The 26646-nt window shown below is 58.3% G+C and carries 16 protein-coding genes; 3 read left to right on the plus strand and 13 right to left on the minus strand.

What is annotated here, in order from left to right; genetic code table 11:
• Nucleotides 1–72: 72 nt before the first annotated feature.
• The 13 genes from E1K68_RS04935 to E1K68_RS04995 all read right to left on the minus strand — a co-directional run bounded on the left by E1K68_RS04935 (nt 73) and on the right by E1K68_RS04995 (nt 22663).
• Nucleotides 73–2331, minus strand: a complete 2259-nt coding sequence (locus E1K68_RS04935) for a TonB-dependent siderophore receptor (RefSeq protein ID WP_212613842.1) — start codon at nt 2329–2331, stop codon at nt 73–75.
• Between the two features lie 329 nt (nt 2332–2660).
• Nucleotides 2661–3632, minus strand: a complete 972-nt coding sequence (locus tag E1K68_RS04940) for a peptide ABC transporter ATP-binding protein (protein ID WP_003188483.1) — start codon at nt 3630–3632, stop codon at nt 2661–2663.
• Nucleotides 3632–4600, minus strand: a complete 969-nt coding sequence (locus E1K68_RS04945) for an ABC transporter ATP-binding protein (RefSeq protein WP_003188485.1) — start codon at nt 4598–4600, stop codon at nt 3632–3634. Before E1K68_RS04945 ends, E1K68_RS04940 begins: the two co-directional genes overlap by 1 nt.
• Nucleotides 4601–4610: 10 nt before the next feature.
• A complete protein-coding gene (locus E1K68_RS04950) occupies nt 4611–5522 on the minus strand; it encodes an ABC transporter permease subunit (RefSeq protein ID WP_003188486.1) in 912 nt (303 codons plus the stop codon).
• A 10-nt stretch (nt 5523–5532) separates the two neighbouring features.
• A complete protein-coding gene (locus E1K68_RS04955) occupies nt 5533–6543 on the minus strand; it encodes an ABC transporter permease subunit (RefSeq protein ID WP_003171721.1) in 1011 nt (336 codons plus the stop codon).
• Between the two features lie 76 nt (nt 6544–6619).
• Entirely contained in the window at nt 6620–8218 is a 1599-nt protein-coding gene (locus tag E1K68_RS04960; RefSeq protein ID WP_044271568.1) for an ABC transporter substrate-binding protein, read from the minus strand.
• Nucleotides 8219–8298: 80 nt separating this feature from the next.
• On the minus strand, nt 8299–9693 hold the full coding sequence (locus E1K68_RS04965) for an OprD family outer membrane porin (protein WP_003188488.1): 1395 nt from the start codon (nt 9691–9693) through the stop codon (nt 8299–8301).
• A 171-nt stretch (nt 9694–9864) separates the two neighbouring features.
• The gene (locus E1K68_RS04970) at nt 9865–11469 is read right to left on the minus strand and encodes an ABC transporter substrate-binding protein (protein WP_034134857.1); all 1605 of its coding nucleotides are present in this window, start codon (nt 11467–11469) and stop codon (nt 9865–9867) included.
• 306 nt (nt 11470–11775) lie between these two features.
• The gene (locus E1K68_RS04975; RefSeq protein WP_003188490.1) at nt 11776–13404 is read right to left on the minus strand and encodes an ABC transporter substrate-binding protein; all 1629 of its coding nucleotides are present in this window, start codon (nt 13402–13404) and stop codon (nt 11776–11778) included.
• A 258-nt stretch (nt 13405–13662) separates the two neighbouring features.
• On the minus strand, nt 13663–15264 hold the full coding sequence (locus E1K68_RS04980; protein ID WP_034134858.1) for an ABC transporter substrate-binding protein: 1602 nt from the start codon (nt 15262–15264) through the stop codon (nt 13663–13665).
• Nucleotides 15265–15341: 77 nt separating this feature from the next.
• Nucleotides 15342–18686, minus strand: coding sequence for a DUF6543 domain-containing protein (locus E1K68_RS04985; protein ID WP_212613843.1), 3345 nt, complete (start codon nt 18684–18686; stop codon nt 15342–15344).
• 260 nt (nt 18687–18946) lie between these two features.
• On the minus strand, nt 18947–21397 hold the full coding sequence (locus E1K68_RS04990) for a hypothetical protein (RefSeq protein ID WP_212613844.1): 2451 nt from the start codon (nt 21395–21397) through the stop codon (nt 18947–18949).
• Between the two features lie 552 nt (nt 21398–21949).
• Nucleotides 21950–22663 carry an SIMPL domain-containing protein gene (locus tag E1K68_RS04995; protein WP_003188494.1) on the minus strand — a complete coding sequence of 238 codons (714 nt, stop codon included), beginning with the start codon at nt 22661–22663 and terminating at the stop codon, nt 21950–21952.
• 205 nt (nt 22664–22868) lie between these two features.
• On the opposite strand from E1K68_RS04995, the gene E1K68_RS05000 reads away from it, so the two are divergent.
• From E1K68_RS05000 to E1K68_RS05010, 3 genes are all read left to right on the plus strand, one after another.
• Entirely contained in the window at nt 22869–24131 is a 1263-nt protein-coding gene (locus E1K68_RS05000) for an ATP-binding protein (RefSeq protein WP_003188495.1), read from the plus strand.
• Entirely contained in the window at nt 24124–24684 is a 561-nt protein-coding gene (locus tag E1K68_RS05005; RefSeq protein ID WP_003171731.1) for a response regulator transcription factor, read from the plus strand. The genes E1K68_RS05000 and E1K68_RS05005 overlap by 8 nt, the downstream gene beginning before the upstream one ends.
• Before the next feature lie 99 nt (nt 24685–24783).
• On the plus strand, nt 24784–26508 hold the full coding sequence (locus E1K68_RS05010; RefSeq protein WP_120248656.1) for an ABC transporter ATP-binding protein/permease: 1725 nt from the start codon (nt 24784–24786) through the stop codon (nt 26506–26508).
• The last annotated feature ends 138 nt before the right edge of the window (nt 26509–26646 follow it).

Consider the following 26646-nt stretch of genomic DNA (forward strand, 5'->3'; position numbering starts at 1 on the left):
AGGGAAAGCGTTTCAAACAATCGATGCCTTGGATGGGACCTCCAAGGCATTTTTATTGGCCGCCCTTTTTCCTCAGAACGATGTGGTCACCGACGCGAAGTAAGCCCGCCCCGGCTCATTGTAAGTCTGCGCGCCCGCATCCTCGGCGTTGCCTTTGCGCGACAAGCGCTTGTCTAGCAGGTTGTTGATGCCCACCCGCACGCTCAGGTTCTTGCTGAATTCGTAACCACTGCTCAGGCCCATCAGCCCGTACGGGTCGACGTCCTGCTGGGCGCTGCGATCGTAACTGCTGGCGCTGCGTGAGTTGAGCGTCGGCGCCTCCTGCTTGCCGTAGTAGGTGCCGCTGACCTGGAAGGACAGCTTGTCAGTGGCTTGCCAGTCCAGCGTGGTGTTGACGGTGTACTTGGGGATGATGCTCAAGGGCTCGCCGGTGTCCTTGTCCTTGGAGTCGATCATGTAGGTCAGGTTGGTGTTCAAGTCCAGATCATCGCGCAGGCTGATGAACAGGTTGCCTTCAACGCCCTGCACCAAGGCGGGCCCGCTGTTTTCCCACTCCAGCACGCGGCGACCGTTGCCCAGGCGGAAGGCCGCCTCGTTACTGGCGTTGATCTTGTTCTTGTAGTCATTGCGAAAGTACGTCGCACTGGTGCGCCAGTTGCCTTTGTCGAAAGCCAAGCCAATCTCCTTGTTGACGCTGATTTCCGGCTTCAGATCGCGGTTGCCCACCAGGTAGCAACCGCCCATGTTGGCTTCGCTGGCGTTGCAGCCATTGCCACGGCTGTAGAGCAAATAGTTCGGGTTGGACTGGTACAGGTTAGGGGTCTTGTAGGCGCGGGCAATGCCGCCCTTGATGCTCAGTTCGTCGGTCAACTGGTGCGAAGCGTTGAAGCTGGGGCTCCAGTTGCCGCCGTATTCCTCATGGTCGTCGAAGCGCAAGCCAGGCGTGATCACGGTCTTGCTGCCCAGCTCGATGTTGTCCTCGGCAAACAAGGCGTAGCTTGAGGCGGTGGTCTTGGTGCTGTTGCGGCTGACGCCCGGGATGGCGGGGACGCCGCCGGTGCCTGGGTCGTAAGTTTGCGGGCGCAACGAGCCTGGGTCGTTCATCGACTCGTAGAGGTATTCGCTGCCCAGGGTCAGCACCTGCTCGGCACCGACGCTCAGGGGCAGGTTGACCTCGGCGGTGGCCCGCGTGTTGCGCAAGCGCGACTCGAAACGGCCTGCACTGGCGGAGGGCGCACCTTCGCCAGAACCGGCCAGGCCTTCATTGAGGCGTTCGTTGCGGGTCAGGTCGTGGGTCAGCGAGGCCAGGGTCGAACCCCAGTCGAATTCGCCGCGATGGGTGGCAGAAAAGCTGCTGCGTTGAATCACACTGGTTTCCTTGCCCACCAGGCTTTCCACGAACGCGCCACCGCCGTTGAGCATGGTATCGCCGGCGAAAATATTGCCCTGGCGGCTGTAGCTGGCTTCCAGGTCGAGGGTTTGCTCGGGGGTGAACTGCCAGCTCAGCAAGCCATTCACGTCTTTGTTGCGCACACCTTCGCGGCCGGCTACCAACGAGTCCGGCGTCGCTTGCGCTGCGCGGTTGATGTCGGCGTCATCGGCGTCGGTCTTGTTCAGGCCGCCATAGACGCGGAACGCCAGGGTGTCAGTCAATGGGCCGCTGAGGTTGAAGTTGGTGCGCTTGCTCGCGCCTTCGGCATCGTTTTCGGGGAAGGCGGTGTAGGCGGTCAGCGAGCCGTGCAGTTGGTCAGTGGGGCGCTTGGTGATGATGTTGATCACCCCGCCCATGGCCCCGGAGCCATAACGGGCGGCGGCCGGGCCGCGCAGGATTTCAATGCGTTCGACTTCTTCGGCCGGTACCCAGTTGGTTTCGCCACGGGTATCACGGTCACCGCTCCAGCCGTAACGCACCGCGTTGCGCGAGGTGGATGGCTTGCCATCGATCAGAATCAGGGTGTTTTCCGGGCCCATGCCGCGCAGGTCGATCTGGCGGTTATTGCCACGACTGCCGCTGGAACTGTTGCCGGTCAGGTTCACACCCGGCTCGCGGCGGATGATCTCCGAAAGGTCGTTAGTGGGCGGGCGTTTCTTGATGTCTTCGGCGGTGATGATCGACACGCCGGGCGCTTGCTTGAGTTCTTCGGCGGCGGTGCCCAGTACACGTGTCTCGCCCAGCACCAGGGCTTGGGGCGTGCCATCCACAGGCAGGTCTGTCGCTTGGATCGGCACTTTGTCGCGCTCTTTTTCCACACCCTGCGCCAGTAGCGCGGGGGACGAAAGGGTAGCGATAAACGCCAGCGAGAGATGGCTGAGCCTGAATTGAGACGACATGTCCACAAAGTCCTTTAGGAGGGGCGATTGAACGAGAGGCGTCTGAATTTTTTCGTGTATCCAGCGCTCTCCGTGCGCCGTAATGGTATTGATTCTCAAACAGAAGTAAATTGCATTTACAATCTATACACTTTTCAAAACGGTCTGGCTCAATGTTTTCAGGGCTTTTGGCATAGATTCAAACGGTATGTTTTTTGTTACAACCGCGCAAAAAAAGCCCCTCCGGCCAGACTGATGCGCAATCTGGCGGGAAGGGCGATGGAGCTCATTTAAACCGCTGCGCCTGTAGGAGCGAGCAAGCTCGCTCCTACAGGGGAGGTTGTGTTGCTTCAGGCCACGAATTGCTCCGCGTAGTGGCATGCCACCTGCCGGTTATCCAACGGACGCAACAGCGGCTCCTCACTGCTGCAACGCGCCGTCGCATATGGGCAGCGCTTGTGGAACGCGCAGCCAGGCGGCGGGTTCAGTGGGTTGGGCAGTTCGCCGACGATCTTGATCTTCGGCTTGCTTGGGTCGGGGTGGATGGTCGGGGTGGCCGACAGCAGCGCCTGGGTGTAAGGGTGCAGCGGGCGTGCGTAGATGTCTTCCTTGGGGCCCACTTCAACCGGGCGGCCGAGGTACATCACCATCACATCATCGGCAACGTGCTGCACCACCGCCAGGTTGTGGGAGATGAACACGTAGGCGGTGTTGAATTCCTGCTGCAAATCCATGAACAGGTTAAGCACCTGGGCCTGGATCGACACGTCCAACGCCGAGGTCGGTTCATCGGCCACCAGCACTTTGGGCTGCAGCATCATCGCCCGGGCCAACGCGATGCGCTGGCGCTGGCCGCCGGAGAACATGTGCGGGTAGCGCTGATAATGCTCAGGGCGCAGGCCCACTTGCTTCATCATCGCCTGCACTTTCTCGCGGCGCTCAGCGGCCGACAGGTTGGTGTTGATCAGCAACGGCTCCGCCAGTTGATCACCGACTTTCTGGCGTGGGTTCAACGAGGCATAGGGGCTCTGGAACACCATCTGCACGTCTTTACGCAATTGCTTGCGCTGGGCCTTGTCGGCGCCGGCCACTTCTTGCCCGGCGATTTTCAACGAGCCCGACGAGGGCTCTTCAATCAGCGTCAGGGCGCGGGCCAGGGTGGATTTGCCACAGCCCGACTCGCCCACCACGGCGAGGGTCTTGCCGGCTTCCAGCTCAAAAGACACACCATTAAGAGCACGCACGGTGGCATGGCCCTTGAACAAGCCACGGGACACTTCGTAGTGACGGGTGAGGTCGCGGGCGGTAAGTACGACGGCCATTACGCCACCTCCTGGTTCAGCGGGTAGAAGCAGCGGGCAAGGCTGTTGCTTTTCGGGTCAAGGCCCGGCCGCTGGGCGCGGCAGGCGTCCTGCACATACGGGCAGCGCGGCGACAGCAGGCAACCCTGCGGACGGTCATAGCGGCCGGGTACGATGCCCGGCAGCGTGGCCAGGCGCGTAGCGCCGAGGCTGTGCTCGGGAATCGCCTTGAGCAGCGCTTCACTGTACGGGTGTGCCGGAATGTCGAACAGCTGCGGCACCTGGCCGACTTCCACGGCTTGGCCGGCGTACATTACGCACACGCGCTGGGCGGTTTCAGCCACGACCGCGAGGTCGTGAGTGATCAGCACCAGGCCCATGTTCTGCTCTTTTTGCAGGGCCAGCAGCAGTTCCATGATCTGCGCCTGGATGGTCACGTCCAGCGCGGTGGTCGGTTCATCGGCGATCAGCAGTTTGGGCTCGCCGGCAATCGCCATGGCAATTGCCACGCGCTGGCTCATACCGCCGGACAGTTGGTGCGGGTAGGCATCCATACGGCTGGCAGCGCCTGGGATCTCGACCTTTTCCAGCAGCTCGATGGCGCGTTTGCGCGCTTGTTTGCCGGACATTTTCAGATGCAGGCGCAGCACTTCTTCGATCTGGAAACCCACGGTGTAGCTGGGGTTCAACGCGGTCATCGGGTCCTGGAATACCATCGCCAGGTCTTTGCCGACAATCTGGCGGCGCTGGCGGTTGCTCAACTTGAGCATGTCCTTGCCGTCGAAGTTCAGCGCATCGGCGGTGACGATGCCGGGATGCTCGATCAGGCCCATCAGCGCCATCATGGTCACGGATTTACCCGAACCCGACTCGCCAACGATCGCCAGGACTTCGCCTTTGTCGACGGAAATGTCGAGGCCATCGACCACCGGCACGGCGGTCTTGTCGCCGAAGCGCACGTTGAGATTCTTGATTTCTAACAGTGACATGGGAATCTCCTCAGGCGGCGTTCTTGAGTTTCGGGTCCAGCGCATCGCGCAGGCCGTCACCCATCAAGTTGATTGCCAGCACGCTGAGCAAAATGGTCAAGCCAGGCAGGCTCACGACCCACCAGGCGCGTTCGATGTAGTCACGGGCCGAAGCCAGCATGGTGCCCCACTCAGGGGTTGGCGGTTGTACGCCAAGGCCGAGGAAGCCCAGGGCCGCGGCATCGAGAATCGCCGAGGAAAAGCTCAAGGTCGCCTGTACGATCAGCGGTGCCATGCAGTTAGGCAGCACGGTGATGAACATCAGGCGTGGCAGGCCGGCGCCAGCGAGGCGGGCGGCAGTTACGTAGTCGCGGTTAAGTTCGCCCATTACTGCGGCGCGGGTCAGACGCACGTAGGACGGCAGCGACACGATGGCGATGGCGATCACGGTGTTGATCAGGCCAGGGCCGAGGATGGCGACAATCGCCACGGCCAGCAGCAGCGACGGCAGGGCCAGCATGATGTCCATCAGGCGCATGATGGTCGGGCCCAGCAAGCGCGGGAAGAACCCGGCGAACAGGCCCAGCAGGATGCCCGGGATCAGCGACATCACCACCGACGACAAGCCGATCAGCAACGACAGGCGCGAGCCCTGGATCAGGCGCGAGAGCAAGTCACGGCCCAGTTCGTCGGTGCCCAGCAGGAACTGCATCTGCCCGCCTTCCAGCCACGCCGGCGGCGTCAGCAGGAAGTCGCGGTATTGCTCGCTGGGGTTATGCGGGGCAACCCACGGGGCGAAGATCGCGCAGAACACGATCAGCAACATGAACAGCAGGCCGGCAACCGCGCCTTTGTTCTTGGAGAAGGCTTGCCAGAATTCTTTGTACGGGGACGGGTACAGCAGGCTCTGATCGACTGCTGACACTTGAGTAGGTGTGGTCATGGTCATGATCTCAGCGCTGGTGACGGATGCGTGGGTTGGCGAAGCCGTAGAGGATATCCACCACGAAGTTCACCAGGATCACCAGGCAGGCGATCAGCAGAATGCCGTTTTGCACCACCGGGTAGTCCCGCGCGCCAATGGCTTCGATCAGCCATTTGCCGATGCCGGGCCACGAGAAGATGGTTTCGGTCAGTACCGCACCGGCCAGTAGCGTGCCGACTTGCAGGCCGACCACGGTGAGCACCGGGATCAGCGCGTTGCGCAGGCCATGCACGAACACCACGCGGGCCGGCGACAGGCCCTTGGCCTTGGCGGTGCGGATGTAGTCCTCACGCAGCACTTCGAGCATCGACGAACGGGTCATGCGCGCGATCACCGCCAGCGGGATGGTGCCGAGCACGATGGCCGGCAGGATCAAGTGGTGCAATGCGTCCCAGAACGCGTCCGGCTCGTCGGCCAGCAGGGTGTCGATCAGCATGAAGCCCGTGCGCGGCTCGATGTCGTAGAGCAGGTCGATACGCCCGGAAACCGGGGTCCAGCCCAGGCTTACCGAGAAGAACATGATCAGGATCAGGCCCCACCAGAAGATCGGCATCGAGTACCCCGCCAGGGAGATGCCCATCACCCCATGGTCGAACAGGGATCCTCGCTTGAGTGCCGCGATCACCCCGGCCAACAGGCCCAGGATACCGGCGAACAACAGCGCGGCCATGGACAGTTCCAGGGTCGCGGGGAAGAGGGCGGTGAACTCGGTCCACACGCTGGTGCGCGTGCGCAGCGATTCGCCAAGGTCGCCCTGGGCGAGCTTGCCGACATAGTCCAGGTATTGCGCATACAGCGGCTTGTTAAGGCCAAGGCGCTCCATTGCCTGTGCGTGCATTTCGGGGTCAACCCGTCGCTCGCCCATCATGACTTCTACGGGGTCGCCTGGAATCATGCGAATCAACGCAAAGGTCAGCAACGTGATGCCGAAGAACGTGGGGATCAATAACCCCAGTCGGCGGGCAATAAAACTAAACATCTTGGTGTGTACCTCAATCAGCCGGTTAGGCAGGTCCGGCACCGTCAGTGTCGACGATGCCGAGCGTTTTTCTTATTTACTTCACCTGGGTGGTGGCGAAGTTATTGGTGGTCAGAGGGCTTTGGGTATAACCCTCGACGTTCTTGCGCATGGCGGTAAACATTTTCGGGTAAGCCATGGGAATCCACGGTTGGTCCTTCTCGAATACGGCCAAAGCTTGTTCATAGAGTGCGGCGCGTTCGGCGGGTTCAGCGTCGGCGCGGGCCTTGTCGATCAAGTCTTGAAACTCTTTGTTACACCAGCGGGCGTAGTTTTCGCCGTTTTTCGCTGCATCGCAACTCAGGTTTGGGGTGAGGAAGTTGTCCGGGTCGCCGTTATCCCCGGCCCAGCCGGCAGAAACCATGTCGTGCTCGCCGGCTTTGGCACGCTTGAGCATTTCGCCCCATTCCATGACCTTGATATTGACCTTCAGGCCGATCTGGGCCAGATCCGCCTGCATGCGCTGGGCGCCGAGCATCGGGTTAGGGTTGGTCGGGCCGCCGCCGTTGCGGGTGAACAGGGTGAACTCGGTGCCTTCCGGTACGCCGGCTTCCTTGAGCAGAGCGCGGGCTTTGTCCAGGTCGCGAACAGGGTTTTTTAGCTTGTCACTGAAGCCCAGCAGGGTCGGCGGGTACGGGCCGGTGGCATCGACGGCGTTGCCTTTGCCGTACAGCGATTCGTTGTAGCCCTTTTTATCGAAGGCAATATTGATCGCGTGACGTACTCGCGCATCGCTCATGTACTTGTGGGTGGTATTCATGGCGGTGTAGCTGGTGGTCATCGCCGCCAGTTCCGCCACTTTCAGGTTGGGATCAGCCTTGGCGCTGGGTACATCATCGGGCTTGGGATACAGCGCGATCTGGCATTCGTTGGCCTTGAGCTTTTGCAGGCGCACATTGCTGTCGGTGGTGATTGCCAGAATAAGGGGATCGGCCGGCGGCTTGCCACGGAAGTACTCCGGGTTGGCCTTGAAGCGCACTTGGGCGTCTTTGGCGTAGCGGTTGAAGATGAACGGCCCGGTGCCGATCGGCTTGGCGTTCAGGTCATCGGTCTTGCCGGACTTGAGCAATTGGTCGGCATATTCGGCGGAGTGAATTGAGGAAAACGCCATGGCCAGGTCGGCCAGGAAGGGGGCTTCAGGACGGGTCAGGGTAAACACGACGGTGTGGTCGTCGGTCTTCTCTACGCTCTTGAGCAGTTCTTTAAAGCCCATGCTTTCGAAATACGGGTAACCCACAGCGGACTTTTTATGCCAAGGGTGATTCGGGTCCAGCTGACGCTGGAAGCTCCAAAGCACATCATCGGCGTTCAGGTTGCGCGTGGGTTTGAAATAGTCGGTGGTGTGGAACTTGATGTCGTCACGCAGGTGGAAGGTGTAGGTCAGGCCATCGGCGCTGATTTCCGGCAGGTCTTTGGCCAGGGCGGGCACCACTTCTGTGGTGCCGGGCTTGAAGTCCACCAGGCGGTTGAACATGGTTTCAGCGGCGGCGTCAGCGGTCACGGCAGTGGTGTACAGGACCGGGTCGAAACCTTCCGGGCTGGCTTCGGTGCAGACCACCAGCGGTTTGGCCGAAACGCCGATCGCCACGCTCAACAGCGCAGCGGCCATGGCGGCTTGTAGTGGGAGCATTTTCATTCAGAGCCCTCTGCAATCGATGGAACCAGAAAAGCGTAGGCGGCGGGCTCGTCCTGAGCTCGCCGCCTGCCTGGCACTAATTAAAGGATGTTGAACGGGATGGTGGTAACCAGACGGAACTCTTTGATGCTGCCGTCGGACTGGAACTCGCTGCCACGGTGCTCAACATAGGTTGCGCGCACGGTGGTGGCTTTGAGTGGGCCGCTCTGCAGCGCGTAAGAGGCGCCTACACCGTATTCCTGGTGCTTCTCGCCGTCCTGGGACTGGATGCCGTCGTAGGCAAACTTGGCCCGGCCGTTGTTGCCGGTGTAGTGGGTGCCGTCGATGCCCCAGCCGCGTGCCGAGTAGGCGTTGAACTTCAGGCCAGGTACGCCGTATTCAGCCATATTGATGGCATAGGCGATCTGGAAGGATTTCTCGTTCGGGCCGTTGAAGTCAGACGTCAGGGAGTTGGCCAGGTAGATACCGTTGGTTTCGTGCAGGTAGTCGAAGTACTCGTTACCGTTCACTTGTTGGTAGCCGAAGGTCAGGCTGTGTGCCTGGTGAGTCAGGCCCAGGGAGAGGGAGAAGGTATCGTTGTCGATTTCCCCCATCTCTTTTTTGCCTTCATCGACAGTCTTGTAGTAGTTGAAGCCGGTGGTCAGGCCCAACTGCTGCGCGTCGCCCAGCTCGTGGGTGGCGCCGAAGTAGTACTGGTTCCAGAAGTCCTTCACGTTAGCGGCGAAGAAGCTGGTCTTCAGGCTTTTCAGCGGCTGGTAGTTCACACCCAGGGTCGACACTTTGTCGGTTTCTGCGCCATTACCGTATTCGCTACGGAATTTCGACAGGCTCTGCTCGCTACGTGGCGAAACGCGGTCGAACACGCCGCCCTGGAACGACAGGTTGCTGAACTCTTCGCTGTTGAAGCTCACACCCTGGAAGCTGGAAGGCAGGGCACGGTTGCCGATGGTGTCGACGATGCCGCTGCTGAAGTTCTGGCGACCGGCGGTCAGTGTGGTGTTGGACACACGGAATTGCACGTTGGCCAGGCCCAGTTTGCTCCACTGGTCGACGGCGTCGCCGTTGGAGTCGGCCAGGGTACGGTTGGAGCCGCCTTTGATATCACGCTTGCTGCGGTCCAGCACCAGGGCGTTGTACACCGCCACTTCAGTCTTGACCCCAACGGTGCCCTGGGTGAAACCCGAGCTGGCGTTGAGGATGGTGCCTTGCACCCAGTTGGTACGGTTGCGATCGGTCAGGGTCTGGCCGTGTTTCTGGTACGAGAAGGTGCCCCCACGGTATTTGCTTTCATGGGAGTACCAGTTACGCGTGGTGCCGCCCAGGCTGAAATCTTCGATAAAGCCTTTGGCCTCGCTTTGGGCGCTGGTGCCGGCCAGGGTGGTAGGAACGAAGTCCTGGCTTTGCGTTTCAGCGTAGGCGGTGGCCGTGATGCTGCTGATGGCCAAGGCCAGAAGCGCTTTGCTGCTCAGTTTCATGGGTGAAGCTCCTTTGGTTCTCTTTTTTAATGCCGGTCTTTTTGGGTGATCCGGCTATTGGGTGTGGAACTCGTTCAAGCTATTGCAAACGTTTGGCGTAGGAAATTTCCCAACAAAAGCCTGCACGTTTGCCGGGGAGCCGATTTCGCTCCCCGCCATCCGGTTATTGTCTTATGGGTTGATGCTGACGCCCGAGAACACGTTGCGGCCGAAGGGGCTTACCTTGAAGCCTTCGACTTTGGCGCTTAACGGCTGGTTGACCGTCGAGTGGGCGATAGGCGTGATCGGCACCTGCTGCTTGAGCAGTTGCTGCGCCTGTTTGTACAGAACAGTCCTTTGTTCGCGGTCGGTCACGACCTTGGCTTGCTTGATCAACTTGTCGTACGCCGGGTCGCACCACATGGAGTAGTTGTTCCCGCCGATGGCGTCGCAGCTGTAGAGGGTGCCGAGCCAGTTGTCCGGGTCACCATTGTCGCCGGTCCAGCCGATCAGGCTGACATCGTGCTCACCGTTCTTGGTGCGTTTGATGTACTCGCCCCACTCATAGCTGACGATCTTGACCTTGAGGCCGATCTTGGCCCAGTCGTTCTGCAGCATCTCGGCCATCAGCTTGGCGTTGGGGTTGTACGGGCGCTGTACCGGCATGGCCCACAAGGTGATCTCGGTGCCTTCCTTGACGCCGGCGGCCTTGAGCAACTCCTTGGCTTTTTCCGGGTTGTAGGCGGCATCCTTGATGCTGTCGTCGTAAGACCACTGCGTCGGCGGCATGGCGTTGACCGCCAGTTGCCCGGCGCCCTGGTACACAGCATTGAGGATGCTCTGCTTGTTCACCGCCATGTCCAGCGCCTGGCGTACTTCCAACTGATCGAACGGCTTGTGGCGCACGTTGTAGGAGATATAGCCGAGGTTAAAGCCCGGCTTGGTCAGCAGTTGCAGGTTCGGGTCGGCCTTGAGGGCTTCGACATCGGCGGGGCGTGGATGCAGGGTGACCTGGCATTCGCCGGCCTTAAGTTTTTGCACGCGCACCGACGCGTCGGTGTTGATGGCGAAGATCAACTGGTCCAGCTTGACGCGGCTCGGGTCCCAGTACTGTTTGTTGCCCACGTAGCGAATCTGCGAGTCTTTCTGGTAACGCTGGAACACGAACGGGCCAGTGCCGATCGGCTTCTGGTTGATGTCGCTGGGCCGGCCTTGCTTGAGCAACTGCTCGGCGTATTCGGCCGAGAGAATCGCGGCAAAGCTCATGGCGATGTTCTGCACGAACGCGGCGTCGACCGTGTTCAGGGTCATCACCACGGTGTAGGGGCCTGTTTTCTCGACCTTGGCGATGTTCTTGTTCAGGCTCATCCCGTTGAAGTACGGAAACTCGGTGGGGTAGGCCTTACGGAACGGGTGCTCGGGGTCAAGCATGCGGTTGAAGGTGAACAGCACGTCGTCGGCGTTGAAGTCCCGCGTCGGCTTGAATTCCTTGTTGCTGTGGAACTTCACCCCTTCACGCAGGTGGAAGGTGTAGGTCAGGCCATCTGGGGAAATATCCCACTTGGTTGCCAGCCCAGGGACGACGTCGGTGGCGCCTTTTTCGAACTCCACCAAACGGTTATACAAAGGCTCCGCCGCATCGTTGTCGGTGGCGGTGGTGTATTGCGCAGTGTCAAACCCTGCCGGGCTGCCTTCGGAGCAGAACACCAGGCTCTTCTTCTCGGCGGCTTGGCCCATCGTGGCCACGGCCAGCAGGCTGGTGGCAAACAGAGCGGATACAACGGTGGTATGGCGCATGACGTTCCCCGTCCTTGTTTGTAGTTATCAACAGCGAGCCTTCCTGCTGGCGTGCAGCCAGGCAGACCTCACTGATCCCACACACAGCAAGTGCCCTTCCCCAGAATGATGCCTCTGCTGTCCTACGACCTTATGGGGCGTTGACCTTGCAGTAAATGCGTCAATTCTGACTGACCTTGTAGGCAACGGAGGCACGGGTCGCAGTTCATTGCTGTAAGACGGCAACGCTTGCAAACGTAGTCTGTTTCCTAAGGTCCAGGCGGATGGAATAACGGCGACGTTATGAAACGTCGCCGTTATTGATCCTTACTTGCCGCTGACGCTAACGCCGTAGAAGGAATTCAAGCCAAACGGGCTGATCTTGAAGTCTTGTACGGTATTACGCATGGGTTGATACACCGTCGAGTGCGCGATAGGTGTCATCGGGACTGCATCTTTGAGGATATGTTGCGCCTGCTTATACAGCTCGGTGCGTTTGGCGACATCCGATGTGGCCTTGGCTTCTTTCACGATGCCGTCGAATTTCTTGTCGCACCACTTGGAGAAGTTGTTGCCCGACAGCGAGTCGCAGCCGAACAGCACGTTCAGCCAGTTGTCCGGGTCACCATTGTCGCCGCTCCAGCCAATGATCATGGCCTGGTTCTCGCCGCCCTTGGAGCGCTTGATGTACTCGCCCCACTCGTAGCTGACGATGTTGACCTTCAGGCCGATCTGTTTCCAGTCGTTCTGCAGCATCTCGGCCATCAACTTGGCGTTGGGGTTGTAGGGGCGCTGAACCGGCATGGCCCACAGGGTGATCTCGGTACCTTCCTTGACGCCAGCGGCCTTGAGCAGCTCTTTGGCTTTGGCAGGATCGTACTTGGCATCCTTGATGGTGGTGTCATAGGACCACTGGGTCGGCGGCATGGCGTTGACTGCCAACTGGCCGGCACCTTGGTACACGGAGTCGATGATCTGCTGCTTGTTCACCGACATGTCCAGGGCTTCACGGACGCGCAGGTCGGCCAGCGGGTTCGCGGCGGTCTGGCCCTTGAGTACTGGCATGACGTTATAGGCGATGTAGCCCAGGTTGAAACCGGCCTGGTGCGGCAGTTTCAGGTCCTTGTCCTCACCCAGCGCCTTGAGGTCAGCCGGACGTGGGAACAGGGTGATCTGGCATTCGTTTTTCTTGAGCTTCTGGATACGCACCGACGGGTCAGTGGTGATAGCGAAGATCAGGTTGTCGATCTTCACGTCTTCAGGTTTCCAGTAGTCCTTGTTGCCGGTGTAGCGAATGTTCGAATCTTTCTGGTAGCTCTTGAACACGAACGGGCCAGTGCCGACCGGCTTCTGGTTGATGTCGGCAGGCTTGCCTTCCTTCAACAGCTGCGCAGCGTATTCGGCGGACTGGATCGAGGCGAAGCTCATGGCCAGGTTCTGGATGAACGCGGCGTCCACGGTGCCAAGGGTGAACTTGACGGTGTGGTCATCGACTTTTTCGATGTTCTTGATGTTGGTGTCCATCCCCATGTCCGTGAAGTACGGGAACTCGGTGGGGTAGGCCTTACGGAATGGATCGTCTTTATTGATCATCCGGTTGAAGGTGAACAGTACGTCGTCGGCCGAGAATTCACGAGTCGGCTTGAAGTACGGGGTGGTGTGGAACTTGACGCCTTCGCGAAGGTGGAAGGTATACGTCAGGCCATCCGGGGACACGTCCCAGCTGGTGGCCAGGCCAGGAACGACGGCGGTGCCGCCACGTTCGAACTGGCTCAGGCGGTTGAACATGGTTTCGGCCGAGGCATCGAAGTCTGTTCCGGTGGTGTACTGGCCTGGGTCGAAACCGGCCGGGCTCCCTTCGGAGCAGAACACCAGGTTAGTTGCCGCAAGGGCTACGGGGGCTGCGGCCATAAGGCCAGCGCTCACTAATAACGGAAGGACTGCGTGTTTAAGCATGTTGGCCTCATGATTTGTTGTCATTTTTGGTGGTGAGGGCGACCTCGTGAGTCGGCCTGCGGATACTTATGCAGGCGCCATACCCAATGCAAGATGCAGAGCGGTTGCAAAGGGAAAACTGTGGTACGAACGTACAGGAATGTCGCAATTATGAAAGTTCTGACACAAAAGTGCCTATTTGGAGGGTTTTTTCGGTGCAAATGGCGCACCAAAAAAGCCCAGCCGAGGCGTCTAGCGCACTCGGTTGGGGCGCTGTTGTTACTTATCTAGACCCACACCGTAGAACGGCGTGAGCCCGAACGGGCTGATCTTGAAGTCACGCACTTGCTTGCGCATTGGCTGGAAAACCGTCGAGTTCGCAATAGGCGTTATAGGTACTTGTTCCTTAAGGATTTTCTGTGCCTGTTGATACCACTTGATGCGCTGCTCGCGGTCGCTGCTGACCTTGGCTTGCTGTACCAGCTTGTCGTAGGCAGGGTTACACCATTTGGCGTAGTTGCTGCCCTTGACCGCAGCACAACTGTAGAGCACGCCCAGCCAGTTATCCGGGTCGCCGTTGTCGCCGGTCCAGCCGTAAATCATTGCGTCGTGTTCGCCATTTTTCGCGCGCTTGATGTATTCGCCCCACTCATAGCTGACGATGTTGGCCTTGATGCCGACCTTGGCCCAATCCTGTTGAATCATTTGTGCGGACATTCGCGCATTCGGGTTCGAGGCGCGTTGTACGGTCATGGCCCACAGATTGATGGTGGTACCTGGTGCAACCCCTGCTTCTTTTAGTAGCAACCGCGCCTTGGTCGGGTCGTAGGGTGCATCCTGGATTTTAGGGTCATAAGACCACTGGGCGGGAGGCAGTGCGTTCTGCGCCAATTGTCCGGCGCCCTGGTAAACGGCCTTGATGATGGCGGGCTTGTCGATGGCCATGTCCAGGGCTTGGCGCACCTTGAGCTGATCCAGCGGCGGATGAGTCACGTTGTAGGCAAGGAAGCCCAGGTTGAAGCCCGCTTGTTGCTGCACGCGCAGGTTGGGGTCTTGCTTCATTGCCTCGATGTCAGCGGGGCGCGGGTAACCGCTGACCTGGCATTCGCCGGCCTTGAGTTTCTGCAGGCGCGCTGCGGCGTCCGGGGTGATGGCGAACACCAGGTTGTCGAGCTTCACGTCCTCGGGTTTCCAATACTGCTTATTGGCCGCATAACGGATCTGCGCGTCTTTCTGGTAGCGCTTGAACACAAACGGCCCGGTGCCCACCGGTTGCTGGTTGATCTGCTCGGCCTTGCCTTCTTTCAACAGTTGGGCGGCGTATTGCGCCGATTGCACCGAGGCGAAACTCATGGCCAGGTTCTGTACGAACGAAGCATCGACGTTGTTCAAGTTGAAACGCACAGTGTGTTCGTCGAGTTTTTCAAGGCCTTTGATCGTAGTGTTCAAGCCCATGTCGGTGAAGTAGGGCGATTCGGAGGGGTAGGCCTTGCGAAACGGGCTCTCGGCGTCCAGCAGACGATTAAAAGTGAACAGCACGTCATCGGCGTTGAAGTCGCGGGTCGGGGTGAAGAAGTCGGTGGTGTGGAACTTGACGCCTTCACGCAGGTGAAAGGTATACGTCAGACCATCCTTCGACACGTCCCAACTGGTGGCCAGGCCTGGTTCGACCTCGGTGCCACCGCGCTTGAACTGGGTCAGGCGGTTGAACACGGTTTCGGCGGATGCGTCAAAATCGGTGCCACTGGTGTACTGGCTGGGGTCGAAGCCGGCGGGGCTGGCTTCGGAGCAGTAGACCAGGGTGGTAGCGGCGTGAGCCATCGGTATAAAAGCTAGAAGGCTTGCGGCGAGGAGCACTGGCTTAATGGCGATTCTTTCCATGGAGACCCCTGAAATGGCAGGCGTAAAAGCTGCCCAAACGAAAAGGCGGTAACCGAGGTTACCGCCGTTCAGCTGGCTTAGGTAGGGGATACTTCTATCCGGATGGGAGCCGATTTATCGATTATAACGGGCGGGCCGTCTATTTCATTACTTGCACGGAGGTTGAAAGTTCGAGTGGCTGTTATGTTCACGTCTTTGGCGAGGGTGGACTCACCTCTAACCTCAGATTTCAGGCGCCATTGGGTGGTTATTGTAACCTCGGTCTCATTTTTTAAAGGGTTATAGTCGATGACGTACTGCCTGTCGCCAACACTGCTGATATAACCGTCTTTCACTCGGGGAGGCTGCAATTCAAACCACGCAGGAGCGGAAGAGCCTTGATGAGCAACCTCTGAAATTGCCGCTCGCATGTCAGGATCGGGCACGGTGCGCTCAAATGCATTGATCCCATCCCCTATAAGACCATTACGGATCTGTTGTTCTAAGTCATCTGGGATAGTCATTCCCGCTATCTGCTGGGGTATGTCGATTTCAACGTTCTCCAGGTCAGCGCTTCTTATTGTGTAAGGGTCTCGGTTGATGTCTTTGATAAATTGTGGAGAATAATTGCTGGTACCATACTCGGATGGCGAAGCTGTTTCCGATTCGGATACCGTGAAGTCCCCGCTGTCCGTTGTCCAGGAAAAGACAGGGCGGTTTTCTAAAACACCGTTCTCTTCCTTGAAGCTGACGCCATATTTATAGTTCGCTTGCTCTTCAACATTGAAATACTTGTCGAGTATGTCAGCGCCTTTCATTTTGGTACCGTTTAACTCAATAAAATTATCCGATACCTGTGCAGGCGTTTTTAGATCGTTACTTGGTGTTGGGGACTCAGAGCGTTGCCATGGCCACTTCACCCCGCCATTGCCCGGCGCCCTGGCCCATTCTCCATCACGCCCAGGTGTGATGACCATCAGCCCTGCGCCGTTATCGGGATTAATGATTTTGGCGAACACGTCGCCGGTTCGATAGCGGCCTGATATTTCAAATACTTTGCTCGCCCCCGTCTCGTCGGTAAAGCGCACGAACTGGCGCAGTGCCCCCTGGCTGTCGGTTATTCGATAGACACCCAACGCATCGCGGGGCGCGCTCTTTATCAACTGCTCACCCTCAGACACGGCATAGGGAGCCATCGGCAAGAGTGTTTGGGATTTTGGCAGGGGAGCCCCAGCTTCGTTAACCGTGGGGGTGCCGCTGGATGGGCCTGGTGTTGGCTCTTCGAGTTCATTGATTTGCGGTTGGGCGAGCGGGTCCACAACCGGTAGCTCATTCTCGGGCGGCAATGCAAAAGGATCTTCCGGAACTTCGCTTGCCCCCGCTGAGAACAACGTGTTCAGCAAACCATCGAGTGCCTTGGAAGCTCCGTTGTCGCGTTCCGCCTCGGTGTCCCCGGACGTTGTTTGTTCCAAGCCCAACCCCAACTCGGTCAGCCCGGCAAGTGCCGCTGCGCCGGCAACCGGTGCAGCGATAGGCGCAAGCTTGGCCAATAGCCCGGCGGCTACGGTAATGTCGTTCAACCACGTATCTCGGGTTACTTCGCTGTTGGATTTGACGACGACGTCGGTGTCACTCGTCATGCGCTGTTTGGCGGCGGTTGTCAGGGTGGAAAACACATCCCCCTCGATTTTCGAGTGACTACTGGTGTTCACCGGGTTTTTCAGCTCACCGGCGGCCATTTTCTTGAAGAGGGCGTCCAGGCCATCTTGCTTGTCGCCAATACCCGTAAAGCTCGCGCCCGGTACAAACCCGATTGCCAGTTGTATGAGAAGGTCAGGCTTACGGTTCTGACGATCAGCCAATGAAAAGTGCGCGAGCAGCGACTGGCTTTTTTTCGGGTCCTTCGTCTGGTCAATTACCCATTGATTGAGCTTGTCCAAGGAGTCGAAGCGCAGAAATGCCGGTTTGGCTCCAGGTATGTAAAGCACTTGCCGGCCAGTGTCGTCGCTACTGAATCGAAGAATGTCACTGGATGTGAAACCGTGGATATCAAGGGCATGCACTTGGGGAGCGCTGCTTACTGGCGCTTTGGCCTTGAGCTGTTCAAGGCTCAGGGGTGTGTTTTCGTCGAGTGGAATATTGTTCGCCGTCGCCATTACCAGGCTGTAGTCGCCACGAGTGAACTGGTGTTCTGAGGCTTGCAAGGCTCGTTCAGCAGGTGAACAGGCTTGGGCTTTCTTCAGTTGCTCCCGTGCCTGGGAAACGAACTCACCTTTGATTACCGTGTGGTAGTTATCGGTGTGCGCGTTCCAGAACCTGTCGAATTTCTGGGTCATCTGGGTTTGAAAGTCGGTTTTCCAGCTCTCGTGCATCACTTGTGACGGCTTGAGGTCGATTTGATTGTGCTTGCCGTAACCGCCTTTATCGCTTTGCCCTGCGGGCTGGGTATACAAACCTGCCTCGAGGTCGAGGTTGCCAGGCACCCAGTCGTGCTCGGAGAAGTTCTTCAGCAAGGCGTCGGGTAAGCGCAGTGAGGACCAGGGCTCCTGAAAAGTGTGTTCCCAGCCGGTAGCCGTGTCCGCGCTTTCACCGCCTTTGAAGCGGTTCAAATAGACAGTATCGGAGTCGATAGGTTTGCCCGTGAGTTTGAGCAGCAGGTCATCCGCCCATTTCTTGGCTTCTGCCCGCGTATTGGGCAGGTTGTTGGCGACGTCAACCGCCAGGCGCTTGTAAGCCAACGCCTGTGGTGCGGTGCTGTAGTACTTGGCGGCGTTGTGTTGTTGCTCTTGCAGCGCCTGTGCCGAGCGGCTGCTGTCAGGGCGCAGGCGGTCATCGGCGGGGATAGGGTCGAAGGTGTCTTTATGTTCCAGATGCCTTATTTGTGCTCGAGCCTGGGACAGCGTTTGGGGAAGGGGCACGCCTTCAAAGTTGGCCACCACTTTTGCGCTGACCTGTATGGAGTCCTTACCCAACCTCACACGCAAATCACCGTTATTGCCAGGGGCGATAACTTTTGCGGCGTCCAGCAGGGGGCCTGAAATTTGTCCCCAGCCTGATGTATCCGACAGATGGAAGGTTTTCGTTTTGCCCTCGACCTCGGCGGACAAGGTACCTGTAGAGGGGTTGATTGAAAGCAAGGTGTCCGGGGCGAAGTGTTGTTCGCGCAGCCAGCCCTGTACGACGGCATTTTCCAAGTGCGTGCGATACAGCCCAAGCCATTGGCCCAGGGTGCTTTGGGGCGGTACGGTTATAAGCCCGGCATTGCCGTGCAACACCTTGCGTTGTGCGGCCTCGAGGTAGGCCTTGAGCAGGGCTGTTTCGTCAGGGTGGACGGTTTTTGCAGTGGGCGGTGGCGGTGTCACCTGCGCTTGAATGTTCGATATCGGATGGGGGACGGCGGACGGCAGCGATGGCGAGGATGTCGGATTGAGTGAAAGGGACATAAGTTCGGCTCTCATTGTATGAATAGATGCCAGCACAGCCCTCCCTGGTAGCTATGGCAGTAATGAGTCGTGAAAGCCGGGCGCTTGATTCCTGTTAAATATGCTGCCGTATATGACGGCGCGCCAGCGCGCAAAAAAAGGCGCAGGCCCCGTGGGGCTGCGCCTGTGTCTTGTCTAAAAAAGTTACTATAAAACTTCGATCACGTCGTCGTTGCATGGAGAAATACAGTCGCCGGTCACCTCTACTCATAAATGAATTTTCAAGGTTTAGGGTGGAATGTCTCAGGCTTATAGGTGAAGGCCCACCACTTGAGTGGGTTCCAATAGGGGTTGGTCTTCGACGGTATGAAACGTGAATTTACCTTCATTTCATCGGCGATATACTGCTCAGCCTGGCCTCTCACGTAGGCCGTTACAGCGGGAGTAAGGGTGACGCCCTTCTTTTGCACGTGTTGGAGATAAGCTTTTTCTACTTTGTCAATGGCCGCCGTTATAACTTCCGGCGAAAGGCTCGCGGTGAGAGTGCCGGTATACCCTTTTACAGGGCGCCTTATCAGCCTTTGAAATTGAGCGGCAAAGGAAGCGTCTCCCCCAGTTGCAGAATTGCATGACAACAGGCGTATGTTGTCAAAAAGCTCCGGGCGTACACCTTTTGCGTGAAGAGTCTGAAGCAACTCTGCCGGGGTGTGGAGTTGTCCATCGAACACAACTCTTGCTACGCCAGTTTCAGGGTTGAAACTGCCATGGACGAGTACATTCAATCGTGTTTCCGTGCCTTTTTTATTTTTGTCGGTAAAGGTATACAGCTTTTCGTTGACCACATTCAGGTCATTGACCTCTCCACTCAGGATGACGGCTTTTTCACCCGTAGAAAAAAGTGCCTCACCCGTGGGTATGTTTTCTACGGAACTCAGTGGTGGAAGTTTCCCGTTTGTGCCTTCGACGGGCGGGCGGGCGCCTCCACTATTAGCCGGCACCGAACGATTTGATTCGTCTGTTTCGACGTTTGTGGGAATATGACTGTCGTTCGAAGCTTTTGGTGCGCGCACAAATTCAAAATCCTGTGTCTCGGAATTGTACCTCCAACTGTAGTTCTTGCTGCTAGACGGGGGGGAAGGCAACTCAAGTTCACCCAGGCCCGCTTCTACCCCATTGGGTGCAAGTTCGTGCACCAGTTGCAGGCTCGATATCACCGCTGCGGCAGTGCCGCCAACGCGATCGTCGGCGGTCATGCCGTGAATGGAGTCATGCACACCGAAGACAATATTGCCCGCGTTACCAAGGACGGGCACGTAACCGAAGGTGCGTCCCCATAATTCCTTCGCGTTCTTCCACGCTTGCTGCTCGGAACCAAACACCTGCGTTTGGTCGGCCCATACTGCGTTCTTGGCGTTCACAGCTTGGTACTCGTTAGCAATGCCGGACTCAAGGTTTCCCCATTTCAAGAAGTATTCGCTATTTCGTGATTGGGTATAATTGAAAGTCTCCCTCACAGGCACAGCCTTGTCTTTTATCCAGTTTTGATAACCGGGGTATGTAGCCCTGTTGGAGTCGATCAGGTTTTCGAGCACATTTGCGGCCGATGGCCAATGAGAGTCTTTGCCGCCCTGCCTGTCACTGGCATTAAAACTACTGTACAGCTCATTACGATTTTTCTCAGCCCAGTGGGCAAAATCGTCATCGCCGTATATTTCACTGACCGTGCCGTTTTTCAAGTCAATGAGCAAACCTTTATTAGGCCGGTGGTCGTAATCGCCGTGATAGTTGGTGAACGGGATAAATGCATGCCCTGCCAGTGGGTAGCCATATATGTTTGGGATGACCACGTTGCCGTTTCTGTAAAGTGTACGATGGATTGCGTCTTGCCCTTCGGGGGAGAGTTGTTCATAGCTGTTCTTGTCGTTACGCAGGCTTTCTAGAATTCCGCGCACAGCATAGGCATCCGCTTTTCCGGAGCGTTTCGCCAAGGCACCGTACATGTCGCGCATAGGCTCGGCTACATCCACCTTCCAGTGAGCCTGTAGACGCGCACCCAGCGCTTCCAGATCGTTGATCTTGTTCGCGTCTTGTGGCTTGACTTTCGTCTCTTGAAAATTGAGTAAACCGCCTTCCGGTGTTCTGTCGTGCTTAAGGGCACCGGCTGCAATTTCCCATGCATAGTAAGTGCGTTCTTCGGTGTTGGTCTGCACCTCTTTCTTCCATTTACCTACGTAGGAGTTGAACGTCACGGTGAATTTTTCATGTGGGTCGTACCCGGCAGCCAGTAACCCGCCACTGAAGTAACCCGCAGGCTCTAGAAAATGGCGAACGTTCTGGAATTTGACGTTGTTTTCGCCTTCCTTACCCTGTTCCAAGGTCTTGATGTGTGCCACTACACGTCCGGCATAGGCTTCTATGCGCTGCACCTGTTCCTTGGGCGGATAGCTCGTAGGCGCAGAAACGGTGTCTCCCCCATAAATGACGCCTTTGGAGAAATCAAGCTCATGGTCCTGCGGTGGCGCGGTCGTATTTTTTACTGGCGGCGAGGGAGCAACTGTCCGAGTTGGATTAAAGTCTGCAATGGGTGGTCCGCCGGGGCTCAGCGGGGCGTGCCATTGCGGTGTGGTGTTCGCTTTGTTTGCTGGGGGCGCTGTTTGAGTTGGGTTAAAGTCTGCAATCGGTGGTCCGCTGGGAATAAGCGGGGGATGCCCGAAAGAAGAAAGTGTCTTCATGAATGACTCACTTTATTAATGATTTAAAGTTATTTTCTTGAAGTGTTATGGCATTGGCGTGGAGTTAGTGGCCAGCTAACGTTACTGGCTCTTCTATTCCGTAAGGCTTCCCTCAGTTTGTAGGGCAGTGCCTGTATAGTTTTACAAGTATTAGGTGGCGGCAGGTGTGCGAAAAGTTCCAGATCGCACGCGCCCTGTATGTCAAATGTTTTCTAAGATGCAACCTGTAGCGATCAAAAAAACCAGAAGTATCGCTTCGGTTAAGACGGTACATGTAGCGTAGGTGTGACCTCTACACGGATAGGCGCGGAGAGTTATAGTTCTGGATGCTTTTATATTTATATCCGGGATCGCTTCGATCTCGGGAACATCGTTGATGTTGTCAGTGTTTTTGATCCGTTGGATGAGTTTGAGCCCGGTTTTTGATACGACGGTCGTGGCGGTGCTCGGGGGGGAGCGCCTAGGTTGGTGGCATCGTCAAATCGGGTACCGACAGCCATCCAAAAAAAAGGCGCAAGCCCGTAGGGCTGCGCCTTTGTCCTGTCTAAAAACTTACTGTAAAACTTCGATCACGCCGTCGGCACTCATAGTGACCTGGCTGGTGCCAGCTTCCACTTCAGGCGTCGGCGCTGAATCGGCCATGGCGGCTTTCATCATCATGCCGCCACTGCGGGCGTAAGGCATTGGGTAGCCATTGGTGTTGAAGTTCAGGTTGACGATCTTGTAGCCCTTGCCGCCGAGTGCATCGGTAGCCAGTTGCGCGCGCGCCTTGAACGCCGCCACCGCATCTTTGAGCAGTGCATCTTCGCTGGCCTTGCGCGTGGTGTCGGCGATGGCGAAGTCCATGCTGTCCATTTTCAAGGTGTTCAACAACTCGCCGGTGAGTTTGGACAGCGCCGGGAAATCCGCGCTTTCCAGGCGCAGCTCGGCGCGTTCACGCCAGCCGGTGATCTTCTGGTTCTTGCTGTCGTAGATCGGGTAGCTGTTGCGGCTGCCCTGGCGCAAGGTCACGCCTTTGACTTCGCGCGCCTGGCCCAGGGCCTGGTTCAGGGTGGTGGTGATTTCGGCAGCAAGCTTGGCCGGGTCGGCGTTTTGCGATTCGGTGTAAAGAGTGACGATCATCTTGTCGCGGGCCACTTCCTGGCTGGCTTCGGCGCGCAGGGAGATCTGGTTGTAATGCAATGCATCGGCGGCCATGGCCGGCAGGCTCGCCAGAGCGCTGGCGCTGAAGGTAATGATGGCTGCACTGCGAATGAAACGAGACATGGAAGCTCCTTGAGATAGTCGTGTTCGGTAAGACTGTAGACGCTGGCATCGGGTTCTTCGGGTTTACACATTACCCACAAGTTATGCGGGCGCCGACGAACGGTCATTTACCCGGCCTGCGTCAAAGAGCCACACACGCCGTGCCAGCAGGTCTGCTTCGTTTATACTCGTGCCGATCCGCCTGCAGCGCTCATCGGGAGAGCTCATGCTCGCCGCCGTAAAACTGACTTCCGCCACTCGCCAGAACCTCTGGCGCCTGACGTTCATTCGCACCCTGGTACTGGCCGCGCAGGCCGGTTCCGTCGGGCTTGCCTATTGGTTCGACCTGTTGCCGCTGCCCTGGCTGCAACTGGCCGTGACCCTGGGTTTTTCCACCGTATTGTGTGTGTTCACCGCCATTCGGTTGCGTACCACTTGGCCTGTGACCGAGCTGGAGTACGCCCTGCAACTGGCCTGTGACCTGTTTATCCACAGCGTGTTGCTGTACTTCTCGGGCGGTTCCACCAACCCCTTTGTCTCCTACTACCTGGTGCCTTTGACCATCGCCGCCGTGACCCTGCCGTGGCGCTATTCGGTGGTCCTGTCGGGCATCGCGCTGACGCTGTACACCTTGCTGTTGGCACAGTTTTACCCCTTGCAGACATTCCCCATCGCCCGGGAAAACCTGCAAATCTATGGGATGTGGTTGAGCTTCGCCCTGTCGGCGGCAGTCATTACCTTCTTCGCCGCGCGCATGGCCGAAGAACTGCGTCGTCAGGAAGAACTGCGTGCCATTCGCCGTGAAGAGGGCCTGCGTGACCAGCAGTTGCTGGCCGTGGCCACCCAGGCCGCTGGCGCCGCCCATGAGTTGGGCACGCCGCTGGCGACCATGAGCGTGCTGCTCAAGGAAATGACCCAGGACCATCACGACCCGGCCCTGCAGGATGATTTGAGCGTGCTGCAGGAACAGGTCAAGCAGTGCAAGCTGACGCTCCAGCAACTGGTGCGCGCCGCCGAGGCCAATCGCCGTCTGGCGGTCGAAATGCAAGACGTCACCCAATGGCTCGATGAGGCGCTGAACCGCTGGCACCTGATGCGTCCCGAAGCCAGTTACCGCTTCAACCTGCTGGGCCAAGGCAGCGTACCGCGCATGGCGCCACCGCCAGACCTGACCCAGGCGCTGCTCAACTTGCTGAACAATGCCGCCGATGCCTGCCCTGAAGGCCTCGGCGTGCAGTTGGACTGGGACGCGGAAAACGTCACCATCAGCATTCGTGACCACGGCGCCGGCGTGCCGTTGGCCATTGCCGAGCAGATCGGCAAACCCTTCTTTACCACCAAGGGCAAAGGCTTCGGCCTGGGCCTGTTTTTGAGCAAGGCCAGCGTGACCCGCGCGGGCGGCTCAGTGAAGCTCTATAGTCATGAGGAAGGTGGCACGCTCACCGAGCTGCGCCTGCCCCGTGTCGCACGAGGAGATATCGATGAGTGACGAGATCCAAGTCGAAGGCGAAGAACTGCCGCACCTGCTGCTGGTAGATGACGACGCGACCTTTACCCGCGTGATGGCGCGCGCCATGAGCCGGCGCGGTTTTCGCGTCAGCACCGCAGGTTCTGCTGAAGAGGGCCTGACCATCGCCCAGGCCGACCTGCCGGACTACGCTGCCCTGGACCTGAAAATGGACGGCGACTCGGGCCTGGTGCTGCTGCCCAAGCTGCTGGAACTCGACCCGGAAATGCGCGTGGTGATCCTCACCGGTTACTCCAGCATCGCCACCGCCGTCGAGGCGATCAAGCGCGGCGCCTGCAACTACCTGTGCAAACCAGCGGATGCCGACGACGTGCTGGCCGCCTTGCTGTCCGAGCATGCCGACCTCGACACCCTGGTGCCGGAAAATCCGATGTCGGTGGACCGCCTGCAGTGGGAACACATCCAGCGCGTGTTGACCGAACACGAAGGCAACATCTCCGCCACCGCCCGCGCCCTGGGCATGCACCGCCGCACGCTGCAACGCAAGTTGCAGAAGCGCCCGGTACGACGCTGAACGGCAACTGAACAACCCGCTTCAGGCTGCACGGACGCACGAACCGATCCCCTATGATCGGTTCAAACGCCTGTGACTTTTTCCTACCGAGCCTGAACGATGAATCAGAACGCTGAATACCGCGCGGTCAACGATGCGGTGCGTGGGCAATTCTTCCGCCGAACCTGGGCGATGATCACCCCCTATTGGCGCAGTGAAGAGAAGGGCAGGGCCTGGCTGCTGCTGGCCGCCGTGATTGGCCTGTCGCTGTTCAGCGTGGCGATCTCCGTGTGGATCAACCACTGGTACAAAGACTTCTACAACGCCTTGGAGAAGAAGGACACAGCGGCCTTCTGGCAACTGATCGGCTATTTCGGCGGGATCGCGGCGGTGGCGATACTCGGTGCGGTGTACCGCCTTTACCTGACCCAGATGCTGACGATCCGCTGGCGCGCCTGGCTCACCGAAAAACACTTCAGCCGCTGGCTGGCCCACAAGAATTACTACCAGCTGGAGCAGGGCGGCTACACCGATAACCCGGACCAGCGGATTTCCGAAGACCTTAACAACTTCACGTCCGGCACTTTAAGCCTGGGCCTCGGCTTGCTGCGTAACGTGGTCAGCCTGGTGTCATTCTCGATCATCCTGTGGGGCGTCTCGGGCAGCATCGAAGTGTTCGGCATCACCATCCCCGGCTACATGTTCTGGTGTGCGCTGCTGTACGCCGCCGTGGGCAGTTGGCTGACGCACCTGATCGGCCGGCGCTTGATTGGCCTGAGCAACCAACAACAACGCTTCGAAGCGGACCTGCGTTTTTCCATGGTGCGGGTGCGTGAGAATGCCGAAAGTATCGCCCTGTACAACGGCGAGCCGAATGAAAGGCAGCGCCTGAGCACGCGCTTCGGCAAGGTCTGGCAGAACTTCTGGGACATCATGAAAGTGTCCAAGCGCCTGACCTTTTTCACCGCCGGCTACAGCCAGATCGCGATCATCTTCCCGTTTATCGTCGCCGCGCCGCGCTACTTCACCGGCAAGATCGAGCTGGGCGAGCTGATGCAAATCAACTCGGCGTTCGGCAACGTACAAGAGAACTTCAGCTGGTTTATCAACGCCTATTCGGAGCTGGCGACATGGCGCGCCACCAGCGACCGTCTATTGAGTTTCCAGCAAGCCATGAGCGACAACGAGCAACGCACGCCGGCGATCGACGTGCGCCCTGAAGGCGAGCGCCTGGTGATCAACGACCTGGGCATGGACCTGGCCGACGGCCGCCATTTGCTCACCGACGCCGACATGACCGTGGAGCCTGGCCAGCGCGTCATGCTCAGCGGGCGTTCCGGCAGCGGCAAGAGCACCTTGCTGCGGGCGATGGGGCACCTGTGGCCCGCCGGGCATGGCAGCATTCGCCTGCCGGCGACGCGCTACCTGTTCCTGCCGCAAAAGCCTTACCTGCCGATTGGTACGCTCAAGGCCGTGTTGAGTTACCCACAGGACGACAGCGTCTACGCGCCAGAACGTTATGCACAGGTGCTGGAAACCTGCCGCCTGCCCCATCTGGTCAGCCGCCTGGATGAAGCCAACCACTGGCAACGCATGCTCTCGCCCGGCGAACAACAGCGCCTGGCCTTTGCCCGTGCGTTGTTGTTTGCACCGCGATGGCTGTACATGGATGAGGCGACCTCGGCCATGGATGAAGAAGACGAGGCGACCTTGTACCAGGCGTTGATCGATGAACTGCCGGGGCTGAGCATCGTCAGCGTCGGCCACCGCAGCAGCCTCAAGCGTTTCCATGGGCGGCATGTGCGCATTGACGGTGGGCGGTTGCAGGAACAGCAACTCACTTAAGCTCTTGCGCGCTTAATGTAGGAGTGTCTGAGGCAGGTGTGTCAACGGGCACACCGCTATCGCAGGCAAGCCAGCTCCCACAGGGGGGCGGTGTTGTCTGATGGTTCAGGCACCTAATAAAAAGCCCGGCTGATCATC

The sequence above is a fragment of the Pseudomonas sp. B2021 genome (genome assembly GCF_018135665.1).
In the GTDB taxonomy this organism is placed as follows: Bacteria; Pseudomonadota; Gammaproteobacteria; order Pseudomonadales; family Pseudomonadaceae; genus Aquipseudomonas; species Aquipseudomonas lactis.

Coding starts and splice junctions, on each gene's coding strand:
- E1K68_RS04970 (WP_034134857.1), bottom strand. CDS start 11,469: ATGCGCCATACCACCGTTGTATCCGCTCTGTTTGCCACCAGCCTGCTG.
- E1K68_RS04985 (WP_212613843.1), bottom strand. CDS start 18,686: ATGTCCCTTTCACTCAATCCGACATCCTCGCCATCGCTGCCGTCCGCC.
- E1K68_RS04980 (WP_034134858.1), bottom strand. CDS start 15,264: ATGGAAAGAATCGCCATTAAGCCAGTGCTCCTCGCCGCAAGCCTTCTA.
- E1K68_RS04945 (WP_003188485.1), bottom strand. CDS start 4,600: ATGTCACTGTTAGAAATCAAGAATCTCAACGTGCGCTTCGGCGACAAG.
- E1K68_RS04950 (WP_003188486.1), bottom strand. CDS start 5,522: ATGACCACACCTACTCAAGTGTCAGCAGTCGATCAGAGCCTGCTGTAC.
- E1K68_RS04990 (WP_212613844.1), bottom strand. CDS start 21,397: ATGAAGACACTTTCTTCTTTCGGGCATCCCCCGCTTATTCCCAGCGGA.
- E1K68_RS04935 (WP_212613842.1), bottom strand. CDS start 2,331: ATGTCGTCTCAATTCAGGCTCAGCCATCTCTCGCTGGCGTTTATCGCT.
- E1K68_RS05010 (WP_120248656.1), top strand. CDS start 24,784: ATGAATCAGAACGCTGAATACCGCGCGGTCAACGATGCGGTGCGTGGG.
- E1K68_RS04955 (WP_003171721.1), bottom strand. CDS start 6,543: ATGTTTAGTTTTATTGCCCGCCGACTGGGGTTATTGATCCCCACGTTC.
- E1K68_RS04995 (WP_003188494.1), bottom strand. CDS start 22,663: ATGTCTCGTTTCATTCGCAGTGCAGCCATCATTACCTTCAGCGCCAGC.
- E1K68_RS04940 (WP_003188483.1), bottom strand. CDS start 3,632: ATGGCCGTCGTACTTACCGCCCGCGACCTCACCCGTCACTACGAAGTG.
- E1K68_RS05005 (WP_003171731.1), top strand. CDS start 24,124: ATGAGTGACGAGATCCAAGTCGAAGGCGAAGAACTGCCGCACCTGCTG.
- E1K68_RS04965 (WP_003188488.1), bottom strand. CDS start 9,693: ATGAAACTGAGCAGCAAAGCGCTTCTGGCCTTGGCCATCAGCAGCATC.
- E1K68_RS04975 (WP_003188490.1), bottom strand. CDS start 13,404: ATGCTTAAACACGCAGTCCTTCCGTTATTAGTGAGCGCTGGCCTTATG.
- E1K68_RS04960 (WP_044271568.1), bottom strand. CDS start 8,218: ATGAAAATGCTCCCACTACAAGCCGCCATGGCCGCTGCGCTGTTGAGC.
- E1K68_RS05000 (WP_003188495.1), top strand. CDS start 22,869: ATGCTCGCCGCCGTAAAACTGACTTCCGCCACTCGCCAGAACCTCTGG.